The organism is Streptomyces sp. NRRL WC-3618 (assembly GCF_001280005.1).
Taxonomy (GTDB): Bacteria; Actinomycetota; Actinomycetes; order Streptomycetales; family Streptomycetaceae; genus Streptomyces.
The window spans coordinates 1-16,497 of record NZ_LGDW01000070.1 but is presented as its reverse complement, the minus strand read 5'-3'; the positions used below and the strand labels follow the sequence as shown (position 1 = coordinate 16,497).

The following is a 16,497-nucleotide window of genomic DNA, read 5'->3' as shown; positions in this document are numbered from 1 at the left end:
CGGGGCCGGTGCGGCGGGGGCGGGCGCCGGAGCGGCGACCTCCGCTGCGGCCGGGGCAGGGGCCGCGGCAGGCGCGCCCGTGCCGTCGTCGATGAGGGCCAGCTCGGCGCCGACCTCAACGGTCTCGTCCTCGGCGACCTTGATGGACGCGAGGATGCCGGCGACGGGCGAGGGGATCTCGGTGTCGACCTTGTCGGTCGACACCTCCAGCAGCGGCTCGTCGGCCTCGACGCGCTCGCCCTCGGCCTTCAGCCACCGGGTGACAGTGCCCTCGGTGACGCTCTCACCGAGCGCCGGAAGGGTTACGGAAACCGCCATGGTTTCGGTTGCTCCTTAACGAATTGCGGAAGTCTGTGTCGTCGTCCGTCGACCGAGGGTCAGTCGTGGGCGTGCAGCGGCTTGCCGGCCAGGGCCAGGTGGGCCTCGCCGAGCGCCTCGCTCTGCGTCGGGTGGGCGTGGATGAGCTGCGCGACCTCGGACGGCAGCGCCTCCCAGTTGTAGATCAGCTGGGCTTCGCCGACCTGCTCGCCCATGCGGTCGCCGACCATGTGGACGCCGACCACGGCACCGTCCTTGACCTGGACGAGCTTGATCTCGCCCGCGGTCTTGAGGATCTTGCTCTTGCCGTTGCCCGCGAGGCTGTACTTCAGAGCGACGACCTTGTCCGCGCCGTAGATCTCCTTGGCCTTGGCCTCGGTGATACCCACGGAGGCGACCTCGGGGTGGCAGTACGTCACCCGGGGCACGCCGTCGTAGTCGATCGGCACGGCCTTCAGACCGGCCAGACGCTCCGCGACCAGGATGCCCTCGGCGAAGCCGACGTGCGCGAGCTGGAGCGTCGGGACCAGGTCACCGACGGCGGAGATGGTCGGCACGTTCGTCCGCATGTACTCGTCGACCAGGACATAGCCGCGGTCCATCGCGACGCCCTGCTCCTCATAGCCGAGACCGGCCGAGACCGGGCCGCGGCCGACGGCGACGAGCAGCACCTCGGCCTCGAACTCCTTGCCGTCGGCGAGGGTGACCTTGACACCGTTCGCGGTGTACTCGGCCTTCGAGAAGAAGGTGCCCAGGTTGAACTTGATGCCGCGCTTGCGGAACGCGCGCTCAAGAAGCTTGGAGGAGTTCTCGTCCTCGAGGGGAGCCAGGTGCTTCAGGCCCTCGATGATCGTGACGTCCGTACCGAAGGACTTCCACGCGGACGCGAACTCGACGCCGATGACACCGCCGCCGAGGACGATCGCCGACTGCGGGACCCGGTCCAGGACGAGGGCGTGGTCCGAGGAGATGATCCGGTTGCCGTCGATCTCCAGGCCCGGCAGCGACTTCGGCACGGAGCCGGTCGCCAGCAGGACGTGGCGGCCCTGGATGCGCTGCCCGTTCACATCGACGGAGGTGGGGGAGGAAAGGCGCCCCTCACCCTCGATGTAGGTGACCTTGCGAGAGGCGACGAGGCCCTGGAGTCCCTTGTACAGGCCCGAGATGACCTCGTCCTTGTACTTGTGGACGCCCTGGACGTCGATGCCCTCGAAGGTGGCCTTCACACCGAACTGCTCGCTCTCGCGGGCCTGGTCGGCGATCTCGCCCGCGTGCAGCAGGGCCTTGGTGGGAATGCATCCCCGGTGCAGGCAGGTGCCGCCGACCTTGTCCTTCTCGATCAGGGCGACGTCAAGCCCCAGCTGTGCCCCGCGCAGCGCCGCGGCGTAACCGCCACTGCCACCGCCGAGGATCACTAGGTCGAAAACGGTGCTGGCGTCGTTCGCCACGTCACGTCCTCCATGCATTGCGCCGTACGCCGGTCGTCAGTGACCGGGCGGCGGCTGGTGTCCGGCCGCTCTTTCTTCGGCCCTGTGGTGGGGGCCCTGTCCTGCCGAGCCCATCTTCGCACTTGTCGGACGCGGAAGAGACGCCGGGCTGGTGTGAGAGACACCCCACACGTGGAGAAGGACGGCGAGGACACCCGCCCAAGGGGCGCGGGGAACTGCGCGACAAGCCACACACGGCCCGCACCCGCCAGAGCACACCAGGTATCGAGCTATGAGGCGCAACGGGACCCCGGACTACCCGCCCACGGGGTCCCGCCACTCAAAGCCCCTTAAAACACCCTCAGCCGAGATCGCCGGCGGCGGTCAACTCAGCCAACCGCACCAACGTCCGCACCGCGGTCCCGGTCCCACCCTTGGGGGTGTACCCGAAGGGACCGCCCTCGTTGAACGCGGGCCCGGCGATGTCCAGGTGCGCCCAGGTGATCCCCTCACCCACGAACTCCCGCAGGAACAGCCCCGCGACCAGCCCGCCCCCGGCCCGCTCACCCATGTTGGCGATGTCGGCCGTGGGCGACTCCATCCCCTTCTGCAGGTGGTCCGGCAGCGGCATCGGCCACGCCGCCTCCCCGACCTCCTCCGCCGCCTCGTGCACCGCGGAGCGGAACGCGTCGTCGTTCGCCATGATCCCGTACGTCCGGCTGCCCAGCGCCAGCACCATCGCGCCGGTCAGCGTCGCCACGTCGACGATCGCGTCCGGCTCCTCCGCCGACGCGGCCCACAGGGCGTCCGCGAGGACGAGACGCCCCTCGGCGTCGGTGTTGAGGACCTCGACGGTCTTGCCGCTGTACATGCGCAGCACGTCACCGGGACGGGTGGCGGAGCCGGACGGCATGTTCTCGGCGAGCGCCAGCCAGCCGGTGACGTTGACCTCGAGGCCGAGCCGCGCGGCGGCGACGACCGCGGCGAAGACCGCCGCCGCGCCGCTCATGTCGCACTTCATCGTCTCGTTGTGCCCGGCGGGCTTGAGCGAGATGCCGCCCGAGTCGTAGGTGATGCCCTTGCCGACGTAGGCGAGGTGCTTGGTGGCCGCCTCGTGCGTGTACGTCAGCTTCACCAGCCGGGGACCGGCGGCGGAGCCGACGCCGACGCCGAGGATGCCGCCGTAGCCGCCCTCCTCCAGTGCCTCCACGTCGAGCACCTCGACCTGGATGCCGTGCTCCTCGGCCGCGGCCTGCGCGACGGCGGCGAAGGCCTCCGGGTTGAGGTCGTTCGGCGGGGTGTTGATCAGGTCGCGGGCGCGGTTGAGCTCCTCGGACACGGCGGTGGCACGGGCGACGGCCGCCTTGAACGCGGCGTCGCGCGGCTTGCCGCCGAGCAGGGCGACCTCGCCGAGCGGCGCCTTGCCGTTCTTCGCGTTCTTGCCGATCTCCTTGTACGCGTCGAACGTGTACGCCCCGAGCAGTGCGCCCTCGGCGATCGCACCGGCGTCGGCGGCGTCCTCGATCGGCAGGGCGAAGGCGGCCTTCTTGGCGCCGGCGAGGGTACGGGCGGCGACACCGGCGGCCCGGCGCAGCGACTCGGCGCCGAAGGCCTCGTCCTTCTTGGGCAGCGCGCCCAGGCCCACGGCGACGACGACGGGTGCCTTGAAGCCGGCCGGGGCGGGCAGCTTGGTCACCTCGCCCTCGGCACCGGAGGCGCCGAGGGTCGCCAGGACGTCGGCGAGCTTGCCGTCGTACGCCTGGTCCACGGCTTCGGCGCCCGGTGCGACGACCGGTCCCTTGCCGCCCTTGGCGACACCGACGACGATCGCGTCGGCCCGCAGGCCGGGCACCGCGGCGGTGCTGAGAGTGAGAGCAGTCACGGTGGTGAATTCTCGCTTCCGATTGAAAGGTTTCTGTGGCCGAGTGCAATGGGTCGACCAGGCCCGACAAGTGACCCTAAATCCGGCCCCAGGGGCTGTCGGAGCCAGGGTGGGCACCCTCGGCACGAGCCTACGCTCGGCGGCCGGTTTCGCTCATTCCTGCGGACGTTCACCTGTCAGTGGCGTCCTGGTCATTTCCCACCCTTCACTTCCGGTGACCTGAGTCACACTCGTGCAGTTGTAGTCAGTGGGTTGGTCACCGCTTATGCATGATTTCCACGGATCCCGCTCGGAATTGACCGCCGAGGGGGGACTGGTGGGGGAGGGGCGAACATGGCGCAGATAGCGCCCAGATGGACATTTTCCCGGGACGCGGCCGTTGTCGCGACGGCCGCCGGACTGCTGGCCCTGGGGCTCGGAGTACCCGGCGCGGCGGCGGCCGCGGAGCCGCGCATCGACCTGAGAGTGCTCGTCGTGGACAACGGCGACAGCCCGGTCGACGCGATCACGGCCCAACTGGCGGACACGGGCATCCCCTATACGACCGTCGATCTGAACGACGCGAAACGCCCGACGGTCAACGCCGCGTTCCTGAGCGACAAGGTCAACGGGAAGCCCCGAGCCAAGTACCAGGGCGTGGTGCTGCCCAACGAGGCACCGTTGGGGGCGGGTTCGGCCGAGCAGTCGGCCCTGGAGGCGTACGAGAAGACGTACGGCATCCCGCAGGTCGACGCCTACACCTGGGCGCACCCGGAGGTCGGCCTCGACTACAGCTCCTACTCCGGGACGCTGGACGGACAGGCCGCCGCCATCACCGACGCGGGCCGGGCCGGATACTTCGGCTACCTCGACGGACCGCTCACCTTCGAGGACAACTCGCCCTCCGTGCAGGAGAGTTACGGCTTCGTCGCCGCTCCTCGCACGGGCTTCACCAGCTACGTCGACACCGCGGTGCCCGGCGGGACCGGCCGCGGCAGCCTGATCGGCGAGTACGCGCACGACGGGCGGCGCGAACTCGTCGTGACGTTCGCGTACAACGCGTACCAGCAGCAGTTCCGGGTACTGGCCCGGGGCATCGTGGAGTGGCTGACCCAGGGAGTGCACCTGGGGCAGAGCCGCAACTCCTTCTCCGTCCACGTCGACGACGTCTTCGCGCCCGACAGCCGCTGGGACACCGCACGCAACTGCACCCCCGGCGACTTCACCTGCGTGGGCGGTGACGGCGAGGGCACCACACCGATCCGGATGACGGCGGCCGACGCGGCGTACGCGGCCCAGTGGCAGCAGAGCAGCGGCCTCACCCTCGACATGGTCTACAACGCCGGGTCGGGCGAGGAATGGAAGAGCGAGAACGGCGGCACGGACGCCCTCGCCGACCAGCTCCTCGCCGACAAGGCCAAGTACCGCTGGGTGAACCACACATACACCCACCAGTACCTCGGCTGCGTCCAGGACACCTCCACCGTGCCCTGGAGCTGCGCGAAGAACGCGAACGGCGCCACGCGGTACATGAGCCGCGCCGACATCTCTGCGGAGATCGCGAACAACTACAACTGGGGCGTCACACACGGTCTTTCGACCGACCGCGCGGAACTGGTCACCGGTGAGCACTCGGGCCTGAAGACGCTGCCGCAGCAGCCCGACGACAACCCGAACCTCGCGGGCGCCCTCTCCGACAACGGCGTCCGGTGGACCGCCTCCGACAACTCCCGCGAGCCGCAGCAGCGTTCGGTGGGCGCAAGCACACTGACCGTGCCGCGCTACCCGATGAACGTGTACTACAACACGGGCACGAACGCCGAGATGGCCGACGAGTACAACTGGATCTACGCCTCGGCGGCCGACGGCGGCAGCGGCGTCTGCGAGAACAACCCGACGTCCACCTGCCTGGCCCAGCCGCTGGACACGGCCACCGGCTACCTGTCGTACATCGTCCCGCAGGAGGCGCGCACCGCACTCGGGCACGCAATCTCGGGCGACCCGCGTCCGCACTACGCGCACCAGTCCAACCTGGCCGAGGACCGCACGCTGTACCCGGTGCTGGACAGGGTCCTCGCCGACTACCGGGCACTGTTCGCCGACAACACCCCGCTGGAGAACCCCCGGCAGAGCGCCATCGGCACGGAACTCCAGCGCCGGGCCGCCTGGCAGGCCGCCGTCGCGAAAGGCACCGTCACGGCGTACCGCGTAGGCAACACCGTCACGGTCACCGCACCGAACGGGACCCGCATCCCGGTCACCGCACCGGCGGGCACCACCAAGCAACTCCCGCTCGGCACCACGGCGTTCGGCACCCCGTACGCGGGCCGCCTCTCGGCCTGGACCACACCGGACGCGTTCCAGTCCGCGCTGAAGCTCAACCTGCCGTAGCGCAGCGCCCTGAAGGGCAGCGCCCTGAAGGGGCGTGGGGAACTGCGCGACCGGCCACAGCGAACCCGCAGTCGGCACCGGTCCGCGGTTCCCCCCACAGATTCCGTACAGGGGAGAGCCACGGAGTGCTCCGCACAGGCCGTCACGTCACCATGCTCACCGAAGGCACCTACCCGCACGTCCATGGAGGGGTAAGCACCTGGTGCGACCAGCTGGTCAAGGGCATGCCCGAGGTCGACTTCCACATAGTCTCGCTCACCGGCAGCGGCCGCGAACCCGTGACCTGGGAGCTGCCGCCGAACGTCTACCGCCACACCTCCGTGCCGACCTGGGGACCGCGACCAGGCCGCGCACGAGGGCCGCTGGGCCGCTCCCGCCGCCGGTTCATCGACTCCTACGAACGCTTCCTGCTGTCCTTCCTGGACCCGGCGGCACCCTGCGACTTCGGCGAGGCACTCTACGAACTCGCCGAACTCGCCCGCGACGGACGCCTGTCGGTGGCCCTGCGCACCGAATCGGCGCTGCGCTCGCTGATGTGGATATGGACGATGCCGCATCTCCCGACCGCCCAAGCCCGCCCGACAGTTCACGACGCCCTGACGGCAACCGACCTGCTGGAGCACGCACTTCGGCCGCTGGGAACCCGCATCCCCGAGGACTCCGTCGCCCACGCCGTCAGCAGCGGCCTCGCCACCCTGCCCGCGCTCGCCGCGAACAAACTGGACGGGGTGCCGTTCCTCCTCACCGAGCACGGCATCTATCTGCGCGAGCGCTACCTCGGCTACCGCAGCGCCGAACAGCGCTGGCCCGTCAAGGCGTTCATGCTCGGCTTCTACCGCGAGCTGAACTCCCTCGGCTACCGCGAAGCCGACCTCATCACCCCCTGCAACCAGTACAACCGCCGCTGGGAGGAGCGCGGCGGCGCCGACAGCGACAGGATCCGCACGGTCTACAACGGCGTCGACCCGCACGCCTTCCCGCACGCCGGCCCCGAACCCGAGGTCCCCACCCTCACCTGGTGCGGACGCGTCGACCCCATCAAGGACCTGGAGACGCTGCTGCGCGCCTACGCCATGGTGCGCGCCGAACTCCCCGCAACCAGGCTGCGGTTGTTCGGCCCGGTACCGGCGGGCGGCGAGGCCTACCAGACCCGCCTGGAGAAGCTCGCCGCCGAACTCGGCGTCACCGACGGGCTGACCTTCGAGGGCCGCATCACCGAGGTGTGGCGCGCCTACGCCGCAGGTCACCTCGTCATGCTGTCGTCCATCTCCGAGGGCTTCCCGTTCTCCATCATCGAGGCGATGTCCTGCGGCCGTACGACGGTCTCGACGGACGTCGGCGGAGTCAGCGAGGCCGTCGGCGACACCGGCCTCGTGGTCCCGCCGCGCGAGCCCGAGAAGATGGCCGCCGCCGCACTGACCCTCCTGCGGGACTCCGAACGGCGCCTGGAACTGGGCCGGTCGGCCCGCCAGCGGGTGATCGACCGTTTCACGCTCCGCCGCTCCGTGGACGCCTTCCGGACGATCTACCAGGAACTCGCGGGCCGACCCGAGGTGTACGAGCCCACCCTCGAGACCGTGGACGACTGGACCCTCGAACTACGCGACCCCTGGTACCAGGCCGTCGCCACGGAAGGGGCAGGCTGGTGAGCGGAAGCATCTGGATGCCGCCCGGAGCGGACCCCGGCACTCTCCCCGCCATCCCCCGGCAGCGCACCGCCCCCAGCTGGGCGCAGCCCGACCCGATAGACCAACTCGCGGCCCGGCTGGACGACTTCATAGCCGCCGCCGTACACCCGGACGAGATAGCCGCCCTCCTGGAGTCCGACGGACTGTCCGACGACCAGATACGCGAGCGGTACGGAGTGAAGAACTCCTTCGCCCTCGCCGAGGAACTGTACGACCGGGTCGAGCGCCGCCACCCCGAACCGGACGGCCCGGCCCACGACCCCTGGCGGACAAGCCTGTGGGGCTGTCTCCTGAGAGGTGTCGTCTTCGCCCTCCCCGGCCTCGGATACGTCCTCGGGGCCCCGCTCCTCGCCGGCCCCCGCGACTTCGGCCTCCCGGCCGGCACCGTACCGCTCCTCGCCGGCGCCCTCTGCGGCTGGACCTGGAACCAGGGCCTGTCCCACCGGGCCTACTCCTGGCTCAGCCTGGGCGACCGCCCCGCCGCCCGCCGCTCCCTCCTCCTGGGCGCCCCCGCCGGAGCACTCCTGGGCTCCCTGGTCGCCCTCTGCGCGACCGGCACGGCGGGCCCCGCCGCAGCAGCCTTCGCAGCAGCCCAGTCCTGCTACCTGGCAGCCGCCACAGCCCTCCTGGTCCTGGGCCGCGAACGCTCCCTGCTACTCGCCCTGCTACCCATGGCAGCGGGCGCCCTCCTGGCCATGATCCGGCCGGTGCCGGACGCGGCGAGAGTCATCCTGCTGCTGGGCTCCCTGGCGGCGGTGGTGATCCTAGGGCTACTGGAAGTCGCGCCCGGCAGCCGCCGACGTAAGGGGCGCGGGGCTGTACCTGATGTGCGGCTGCCGCCGCGTGGGCGCGACCAGCCCCCACCGGCCCGCAGCCGACGAACAACCCAAGGCCCCCGCCTGCACACCTCCCTCCCCCACACCCTCTTCGGCCTGGGCACCGGCACCCTGGTCCTCCACGCCGCTCTGGGCGACACCCCCGGCGCAGTCGCCCTCACCCTCAGCATGGGCCCCGCCGAATGGCTCCTGCACCGCCTCCGCAGCGGCGGCCTCGCCGCCCTCCGCTCCAGCAGCACATCGAACGCCTTCTGGCGCCGCACCGCCCGCACCCTCGCCGGTTGCCTCACCGCCTACCTCGCCACCCTCCTCGCCCTCGGCCTCGCCACCGCCGCCGTGTGGCCGCACGCCCCGGGCGTGACCGGCGTCCGGCTGGCCGGCCTGCTGCTCCTGGGCGTGGTCCTGTGGACGGGCCTGCTGCTCCAGTCCTTCGGCGCGATCCTCAGCGCGGCCGTGATCTGCTGCCTCGCAGCCCTGGCCCAGACCCTGGCCCTCGCGACCCACGCGGGCAGCCCGCACTGGGTGGGCGTGACCGTGTACGGCACGGCGGCCTCCGCCCAGGCGGCCCTGGTCAGCGGCCTGATGGGCAGAGCGACCGCCCACCGCTGACCCTCAATCGCACAGCCGCACAGCCGCACAGCCGAGCATTCGAACGGATGAAAGCCCCCACATGAGCACAAGCGGTCTCCTGGTCCCGTACTACGAACACCCGTCCGTCCGCCCCGCCGAATGGGAGGCGATCCTCGCCGCCGCGCCCCGCCTGTACGGGGTGGTCCTGAACCCGGCCAGCGGCCCCGGCGACCGCCCCGACCCGGCGTTCGCCGAGATCGCCGCCCGACTGCGCGCGCGGGACGTACGGGTGCTCGGGTACGCCGACACCGACTACGCCCGGCGGCCGGTCGCCGCCGTCATCCGCGACCTGGTCCGCCACCACGACTGGTACGGCGCGGACGGCGCCTTCCTCGACCAGGTCACCTCGGGACCGCACGGGTTCGACCACTACCGTCGGCTGGCTTCGGCGGCCTGGGGCGCCGGCATCCGTACCCTCGCCCTGAACCACGGCGTCGCGCCGCACCCCTCGTACGCCAGGATCGCCGACGTCCTGGTGACCTTCGAGGGCACCTGGGACACGTACCGCACCGAGCGCCCCCACCCCTGGCGCTCCCCGGGAACACGCCTGTGCCACCTCGTGTACGGGGTCCCGGCGGACGCCGACCCCGAGACGGAGGCCAGGACCCGGGGCGCCGCCCTGCACTGCGCGGTACCCGGCACCGGTGACCATCCGTGGGGCACCCTGCCCCACGCCGTACCGGTGGGCTGAACCGTTCCTGTGGACTGAGCGGGAGTGAGTCCGCTCAGCCGCGCGCCCCGAACGGTCTTGGGCGAGCTGGTCCCCGGCGTACTCGACCCCGGGTGGCGACACGCATCCTGTGCGTGGTCCGGGCCCGGGAGGCCCGTTCCCTGCACGACCTGGCCAGATAGCACGGCCAGTGGCGACGGAGAGGCCCTGAACCATCCTCCGGTGGAACAGGGGCCCCGCACTCCCCCAGAGGGGGTACCCCCAGACGCCGCACCCGGTGTCCCAGGTCGCACAACCACGCTAACCCGAACGGCCCAGGACGACGCAGGCCTGCAAGCGGACGATCACACGATCGAGCTAATCCGGCCTTGTACGCACTCCTTGGCGAGCAGTTCCAACCCCTCAGCCCAGGGAGAGCACCACCAGTGCCGCCGTCGCCGCCGTCTCCGCGACGCCGCCGAAGACATCGCCGGTGACCCCGCCGAAACGGCGCGTGCAGCGTTGCAGGAGGTGTTCGGCGGCGGCGCACGCCCCGATGACCGCGAAGAAGGTGCGGACGATGTCGAACGGCCCGAACAGGGCGCCGAGACCGGCCGCCGCGACCGCGACCAGGGCCGCCACCAGCAGCGCCGAGCCCACGGGCACCGAGCCCGCGACCGCCGCCCCCAGTCCCTCGGGCCGGGCGGCCGGTACGCCGGTGCGGGCGGCCAGGGTGAGGGCGAGCCGGGCCGCGGTCGCCGAGACGAGGGCGGCGAGCGCGCCCCGGGCCCAGGAGTCGCCGTACGTCTGCGCGAGCGCGGCCACCTGGGCCAGCAGCACGAACAGCAGGGCGAGCACCCCGAACGGGCCGATGTCCGACTGCTTCATGACGCGCAGCGCGTCCGCGGCGGGCTTGCCGCTGCCCAGCCCGTCGGCGGTGTCCGCGAGACCGTCGAGATGCAGCCCCCGGGTGAGAACGGCGGGCACGGCGGCAGAGGCGACGGCGGCGAGCAGCGCACCGGCGCCCAGGAACAGCAGCAGCAGACCGGCCCCGGCGGCACACGCCCCCACGACCAGACCGGCCACCGGCGCGCACAGCATGCCGCCGCGCGCCGCGTCCCGGTCCCAGCGGGTCACCCGCACGGGCAGCACGGTCAGCGTGCCGAAGGCGAACCGGAGACCGTCGAAGGAGGTGGAAGAGGGCTGCTCAGGCGTGGACACCGGCGCAGAGTACCTGGCGAGATTCGGGCCGCCCAGGGCAGGTGGGGGGACAAAGATCTCCCGAACTCCCATACCTGGATAAAGTGCGCCCATGGGTCATTGGCTGGAGCGGAACATCATCGAACCGGGCAAGCTGCCGCTGCTCCTGGCGCTGGCCGCCTTCGTCCTGACGTTTCTCCTCACCCGGGTCGTCACCCGCATGATCCGCGCGGGCAAAGGACCGTTCGGCAACGTCAAGGCGGGCGGGATGCACATCCACCACGTGGTCCCCGGGGTCGTGCTGAGTGTCGTGGGCGGTTTCGGGGCCGTGGCCAGCGGACAGCACGGGTTCGGCGCGGGCCTGTGCGCGGTGCTGTTCGGGATGGGCGCCGGCCTGGTCCTGGACGAGTTCGCGCTGATCCTGCACCTCGACGACGTCTACTGGACCGAGGCCGGCCGGCAGAGCGTCGAGGTGGTGGTGCTGACGGCGGCCCTGGTCGGCCTGGTCCTGCTGGGATTCCTGCCGTTCGGGGTGAACGACCTCAGCGACGAGGACGTCCAGAACCGGGGCGGCGCCATGCTCAGCGTCGGCGTCAACTTCCTCTTCTCGCTCGTCGCCCTGAGCAAGGGCAAGGCCCGTATGGCGGTCCTCGGCGTGATCATCCCGTTCGTCGCACTCGTCGGCGCGCTCCGCCTGGCCCGCCCCGCCTCGCCCTGGTCGAAGCGCTTCTACCGCCGCCGCCCGCGCACCCGCTCCCGCTCGGTCCTGCGCGCCTACCGTCACGACCGCCGTTGGGCCGGCCCCCGCCGCCGCGTCCAGGACCTGATCGGGGGCAGACCCGACCCCACGCCGACCGGCACCCCCGCCGTACGCCGTTGACATAGTTCCGAGCCCGCGCACAGGACGACCACGCCGGCGAGGGCGGCCAGATGCTCCTTGCCCGCGAGGTTGTCCTTGAGGACCACCTCCACCACCATCGCGACGATCACCGCACCGGCGGTCACATACGCGCGGTAGCGCCACCCCAGGAACACGGCGAGGCCCACCACGGCCGCCGAGGGGCCGGTGTCCACGACATGCGCGTCCGTGCCGGACAGTCCGAGCAGGGCCGCCGGGCCGACGGCGATGCCCACGCGCGCGTAGAGCGTGCCGGCGAGGGTGGCGACGTAGGAGATCGTGAGAGTGCGCCACCAGCCGAGGCAGATCTCGGCGAGGCCGAAGACGAGCAGGATCTGCGCCAGGGCGCCCCACACCGGCAGGTCGGGGGCGGGCACGCAGAGGGAGAGCGGGGTGCGTAAAAGGGCGACCCACAGAGGGTCCTCGGCACGGACGCCGCCGAGGTTCTGCACCAACCGGTATCCCTGATGACCCGTCTGGTTCTGCGTGAACCGGACGAGCACGGTCAGACACACGAGGCCGAGCGTCATCGGCAGCGCCCGCCACCGCCGCCGGAGCAGTGGTTCACGTACGGCGACGTACAGCCGCTCCCATTCCTCGCGGGCCCAGCCGACCACCGTACTCATCTTCCGGCCCTCATCCCCGCGTGCCCATCCCCGTGCTCATCTCCTCGACTCCAGGTGCTTGCGGTGCAGCCACTTCGGCAGCCCCGGTGCCTCCAGGAAGCCCTCCGCGCGCGCCGCGGCGATACCGATGCGCGGCAGGTCCGCGCTCTTCTCGAAGAGCAGGAACCTGGGTTCCCAGATGGGCCGGTACTTCGCGTTGGCGCGGTACAGCGACTCGATCTGCCACCAGCGGGAGAAGAAGCTGAGCAACGAGCGCCACAGCCTCAGTACCGGCCCCGCGCCGATACGCCCACCGCGTTCGAAGACGGAACGGAACATCGCGAAGTTGAGTGAGACCTGAGTGATCTTGATCTCCTGGGCACGCTGGAGGAGTTCGATCACCATGAACTCCATCAGCCCGTTGTCGGCGTCACGGTCGCGCCGCATGAGGTCGAGCGACAGCCCGCGCGGCCCCCACGGCACGAAGGAGAGCAGCGCCTTCAGCTCTCCCCCCTCTCCGGCTCCTCCCGCGCGGCTGTCCATGCACTCGAGCATCACGCACTGCCCGTCGGCCGGGTCGCCGAGCCGCCCGAGCGCCATGCTGAACCCGCGCTCGGTGGCGCCGTCCCGCCAGTCGTCGGCGCGCTGCAGGAGGTGCGCCATCTCGTCGGCCGGGATGTCCGCGTGGCGGCGGATACGCACGGTGTACCCGGCCCGCTTGACCCGGTTGTAGGCCTGCCGGACGGTCCGCATCGCCCGCCCCTCCAGCGTGAACTCGGCGGTCTCCACCAGGGCCTCGTCGCCGAGTTCCAGGGCGTCGAGGCCGTGCCGCGCGTACACCGTCCCGGCCTCTTCGCTCGCCCCCATCACGGCCGGGATCCAGCCGTGGGCGCGGGCCTCGGCGAGCCACGGGTCGATGGCGCCGGGCCAGGCCTCCGGGTCGCCGATCGGGTCACCGGCGGCCAGGGAGACCCCGCCCACGACGCGGTAGGCGACGGCGGCCTTGCCGGTCGGCGACCAGACGACGCTCTTCTCGCGGCGCAGCGCGAAGTAGCCGAGGGAGTCGCGGTCGCCGTTGCGGTCGAGGAGGGCGCGCAGCCGGGCCTCGTCGTCCTCGGTGAGCGGGTCGACGGCGCGACGGGAGCGGAAGGCGGCGTACAGGACGGCGAGGATCAGCACCGTACTGATGACGTTGATGACGATGTCGACCCAGTTGGGCGTGGAGATCCCGGCGAAGCCGGAGTCGTCGGCGGCGACGGAGATCAGCCGCATCGTGCCGTAGCCCCAGCGCTCCAGAAACGTCGAACGGTGGCTGTCGTGCGCCTCGTTGGCGACGGTGACCAGGAGCGCGGCGAAGAGCGAGGAGACGAGCAGACCGCCGACCGCGACGGCGGCGGCGAGCCGCGGGTTGGACCGGTCGCCCTTGGCGTAGAACTCCCGCCGCCCCACGACGAGTGAGGCGACGAAAGCGGCGGTCAGGATGAGCGAGACCCAGTTCTGCGCGTGCTGCCGGATGTCCGCGAAGAGCATGGCGAACGTGAACAGCAGCAGGAACAGCGAGCTGATCACGATGTTCAGGATCCAGGCGGCCCGTTTGCGCCGCCGCATGGTGACCGCGAGGAACATCGTGAACACCCCGGAGGCGAAGCCGGCGGTCAGCAGGTACGGGGTGAAGAAGTTCTCCTCGTTGTGCCGCCGTACGTCGTTCCCGAAAGAGACCCACACCGCGCTGAGGAGATTGACGAAGGTGACGACCCGCAGGTACCAGACGGCGAACTCGCCGGCGCGCCGCGAGGCTTTGGTACTGGCACGTCGCTGATGGTTCGGCGTGAGCCGGGCATCTCCCATGGGGAGCGATCATAGGGGGCGCATCGCACGGCAGGCCCCCTGTGCCTCGCCGGTCAGAGGGCCTCTGTCCCGCCGGCCGCCGCTGCTCCCGGGGTCTCCTCCTCGGCCACCGGAGCCGCCTCGTCGGCCTCTTTCGCGTTCACCGTTTCCGCCGTCCCGGACACCTCCGGCAGCTCCGCCGCCAGGGCCGCCGCGGCCTGGACCAGCGGCAGGGCCAGCAGCGCGCCGGCGCCCTCACCCACGGTCACCCCATGGTCGAGCAGCGGCTCCAGCGCCATCCGGTCCAGCGCCTTCGCCTGGGCCGGCTCCCCGCTGTTGTGCCCGGCGAGCCACCAGTCCGGCGCCCGGAAGGCGACCCGCTGCGCGACCAGCGCACAGGCGGCCGACACCACGCCGTCCAGGATCACCGGCATCTTGCGCACCGCGCTCTGCAGCAGGAACCCGGTCATCGCGGCGAGGTCCGCGCCGCCCACCGTCGCCAACAACTGCAACTGGTCCCCGAGCACCGGCCGGGCACGGCGCAGCGCGTCCCGGATCGCGGCGCACTTGCGCATCCACGCCAGGTCGTCGATCGGCAGCCCGCCCCGCCCGGTGACGACGGACGCGTCCGTCCCGCACAACGCGGCCACCAGGACCGACGCGGCCGTGGTCCCGCCCACGCTCACATCGCCGAGCACCACCAGATCCGTACCGGAGTCGGCCTCCTCGTCGGCCACGGCGACCCCCGCCAGGAAGGCGGCCTCCGCCTCCTCCACGGTCAGCGCGTCCTCGACGTCGATCCGCCCGCTGCCGCGCCGCGTCCGGTGCCCCGCGACCGAGTCGGGCAGCGCGTCCGGGTCGCAGTCCAGCGCCATGTCGACGACCCGGACGGGCACACCGAGCCGCCGGGCGAGCACGGCGACGGGGCTGGAGCCGTCCAGGACGGCCCGCACGGACCGCTCGGCACTGCCGGCGGGCCGCGCCGACACACCCAGCGACGCGATCCCGTGATCCCCCGCGAACAGCACGACACGCGGCCGCTCGACCGGCCGTACCGGTACGGAGGACTGCGCCGCGGCCAGCCACTCACCCAGGTCGTCCAGGCGCCCGAGCGACCCGGGCGGCACGATCTGGCGCTCCCGGCGCGCCTCCGCGTCGCGGCGGACGCCGCCGTCGGGGCGCTCGATCAGATCGGTGAAGTCGTCGAGATTAAGCGAGCTCATTCGCCGAACAGTACCGGCAGAGATCGAACAGGGTGCCGTCACGTGGGAGCCATGTCATTGCGCCCGTGATCGCGATCCCGTACGTAACGTTTTGGTACGCAATGTCGTAGCACCTCCTCGGCAGGAGCCGCCCATGCCCGCCGCCCCCAAGGCGACCGCCCCACAGGAGACCGGGACCGACGGGTTCCACGAGCCACGCCGGGAGGACTGCCCCTGGTGCGGCTCCAGGAGGCTGCGCACCCGCCTGCGCGCACCGGACCTCCGACAGCGCGGGCGGCGCGGGCCGGGCACGTTCGTCGTCGACGAGTGCCGCGACTGCGCCCACGCCTTCCAGACCCCCCGCCTCACCGCCGAGGGCCTCGCCTTCCACCACCGGGACCTGCCCGAGGCCCCCCACCCGGTCCCACCCCGCCGCCACCGCGCGGCGGCCCGCGCGATGCTCCCCTTCCCGGAGCCGGAGAGCTGGCTCGACGTGGGGACCGGCGTGGGTGCCTTCCCGGCAGCGGCGAAACGCTATTTCCCGTACACGGCCTTCGACGGGGTGGACACCACCCGCCGGGTCCAGAAGGCCCGCGCCTCCGGCCACATCGAGGAGGCCCACCGGGGCAGCCTCACCGACAGGGAGATCGTCAACCGGCTGCGCGCCCGTTACGACGTCGTCAGCATGTTCCACCACCTGGAACACACCCCGGACCCCCGCGAGGAACTCCGCGCCGCCCTGACGGCCCTGCGCCCCGGCGGCCACCTCCTGATCGAGGTCCCGGACCCGCACTGCGCGTTCGGCACGCTCCTCGGCAAGTGGTGGCCCTGGTACGCCCAGCCCCGCCACCTCCATCTGATGCCGCTGGCCAACCTGGTGGCGGAACTGGAGTCCCGGCACTGCACGATCGTCGCGACGGACCGCCGGGCACCCCATATCCCGTACGACCTGACAGGCGCTCTCA

13 protein-coding genes are annotated in these 16,497 nt (G+C 71.5%); 6 read left to right on the top strand and 7 right to left on the bottom strand.

Translation table 11 applies throughout. The features are described from left to right. The 3 genes from ADL01_RS09855 to ADL01_RS09845 form a co-directional block, all read right to left on the bottom strand. Window positions 1-318: biotin/lipoyl-containing protein (locus ADL01_RS09855; protein ID WP_324614587.1), on the bottom strand; the 318-nt coding region annotated here is incomplete at its 3' end. Between the two features lie 59 nt (window positions 319-377). Beyond that, the gene (lpdA, locus tag ADL01_RS09850; RefSeq protein ID WP_053741545.1) at window positions 378-1,766 is read right to left on the bottom strand and encodes a dihydrolipoyl dehydrogenase; all 1,389 of its coding nucleotides are present in this window, start codon (window positions 1,764-1,766) and stop codon (window positions 378-380) included. Between the two features lie 340 nt (window positions 1,767-2,106). After that, the gene (locus ADL01_RS09845; protein ID WP_053741544.1) at window positions 2,107-3,627 is read right to left on the bottom strand and encodes a leucyl aminopeptidase; all 1,521 of its coding nucleotides are present in this window, start codon (window positions 3,625-3,627) and stop codon (window positions 2,107-2,109) included. 333 nt (window positions 3,628-3,960) lie between these two features. Between ADL01_RS09845 and ADL01_RS09840 the strand changes: the two genes are divergently transcribed. The 4 genes from ADL01_RS09840 to ADL01_RS09825 all read left to right on the top strand — a co-directional run bounded on the left by ADL01_RS09840 (window position 3,961) and on the right by ADL01_RS09825 (window position 9,842). Next, window positions 3,961-5,997 carry a hypothetical protein gene (locus ADL01_RS09840; protein ID WP_053741543.1) on the top strand — a complete coding sequence of 679 codons (2,037 nt, stop codon included), beginning with the start codon at window positions 3,961-3,963 and terminating at the stop codon, window positions 5,995-5,997. Between the two features lie 125 nt (window positions 5,998-6,122). Next, complete coding sequence (gene pelF / locus ADL01_RS09835) at window positions 6,123-7,646, top strand: GT4 family glycosyltransferase PelF (protein ID WP_078960417.1); 1,524 nt, start codon at window positions 6,123-6,125, stop codon at window positions 7,644-7,646. Further along, window positions 7,643-9,130: a hypothetical protein gene (locus ADL01_RS09830; RefSeq protein ID WP_053741541.1), complete on the top strand. Its 1,488-nt coding sequence runs from the start codon at window positions 7,643-7,645 to the stop codon at window positions 9,128-9,130. Before pelF ends, ADL01_RS09830 begins: the two co-directional genes overlap by 4 nt. A 61-nt stretch (window positions 9,131-9,191) precedes the next feature. Continuing rightward, complete coding sequence (locus ADL01_RS09825; protein WP_053741540.1) at window positions 9,192-9,842, top strand: spherulation-specific family 4 protein; 651 nt, start codon at window positions 9,192-9,194, stop codon at window positions 9,840-9,842. A gap of 381 nt (window positions 9,843-10,223) precedes the next feature. On the opposite strand, the gene ADL01_RS09820 is transcribed toward ADL01_RS09825, so the two are convergent. Beyond that, entirely contained in the window at window positions 10,224-11,021 is a 798-nt protein-coding gene (locus ADL01_RS09820; protein WP_053741539.1) for an adenosylcobinamide-GDP ribazoletransferase, read from the bottom strand. A gap of 91 nt (window positions 11,022-11,112) precedes the next feature. Between ADL01_RS09820 and ADL01_RS09815 the strand changes: the two genes are divergently transcribed. Next, a complete protein-coding gene (locus tag ADL01_RS09815; RefSeq protein ID WP_053741538.1) occupies window positions 11,113-11,880 on the top strand; it encodes a hypothetical protein in 768 nt (255 codons plus the stop codon). Here ADL01_RS09815 and ADL01_RS44610 read toward each other — a convergent pair. Genes ADL01_RS44610 through cobT form a run of 3 tightly spaced genes read right to left on the bottom strand, consistent with a single transcriptional unit; the run spans window position 11,781 to window position 15,553 of the window. Beyond that, window positions 11,781-12,524, bottom strand: coding sequence for a hypothetical protein (locus ADL01_RS44610; RefSeq protein ID WP_053741537.1), 744 nt, complete (start codon window positions 12,522-12,524; stop codon window positions 11,781-11,783). The genes ADL01_RS09815 and ADL01_RS44610 overlap by 100 nt on opposite strands. Window positions 12,525-12,560: 36 nt before the next feature. Next, window positions 12,561-14,351, bottom strand: a complete 1,791-nt coding sequence (locus tag ADL01_RS09805) for a phosphatidylglycerol lysyltransferase domain-containing protein (RefSeq protein ID WP_053741536.1) — start codon at window positions 14,349-14,351, stop codon at window positions 12,561-12,563. 53 nt (window positions 14,352-14,404) lie between these two features. Next, window positions 14,405-15,553 carry a nicotinate-nucleotide--dimethylbenzimidazole phosphoribosyltransferase gene (gene cobT, locus ADL01_RS09800; protein ID WP_053741535.1) on the bottom strand — a complete coding sequence of 383 codons (1,149 nt, stop codon included), beginning with the start codon at window positions 15,551-15,553 and terminating at the stop codon, window positions 14,405-14,407. 133 nt (window positions 15,554-15,686) lie between these two features. Here cobT and ADL01_RS09795 point away from each other — a divergent pair. After that, window positions 15,687-16,497 (top strand): class I SAM-dependent methyltransferase (locus ADL01_RS09795; protein WP_053741534.1); only part of this gene is annotated, 811 nt, incomplete at its 3' end.

Bases quoted from the DNA above. Each gene is read 5' to 3' on its own strand.
- ADL01_RS09815 (WP_053741538.1), top strand. From the start codon at position 11,113: ATGGGTCATTGGCTGGAGCGGAACATCATCGAACCGGGCAAGCTGCCG.
- ADL01_RS09805 (WP_053741536.1), bottom strand. From the start codon at position 14,351: ATGGGAGATGCCCGGCTCACGCCGAACCATCAGCGACGTGCCAGTACC.
- cobT (WP_053741535.1), bottom strand. From the start codon at position 15,553: ATGAGCTCGCTTAATCTCGACGACTTCACCGATCTGATCGAGCGCCCC.
- ADL01_RS09825 (WP_053741540.1), top strand. From the start codon at position 9,192: ATGAGCACAAGCGGTCTCCTGGTCCCGTACTACGAACACCCGTCCGTC.
- ADL01_RS44610 (WP_053741537.1), bottom strand. From the start codon at position 12,524: ATGAGTACGGTGGTCGGCTGGGCCCGCGAGGAATGGGAGCGGCTGTAC.
- ADL01_RS09840 (WP_053741543.1), top strand. From the start codon at position 3,961: ATGGCGCAGATAGCGCCCAGATGGACATTTTCCCGGGACGCGGCCGTT.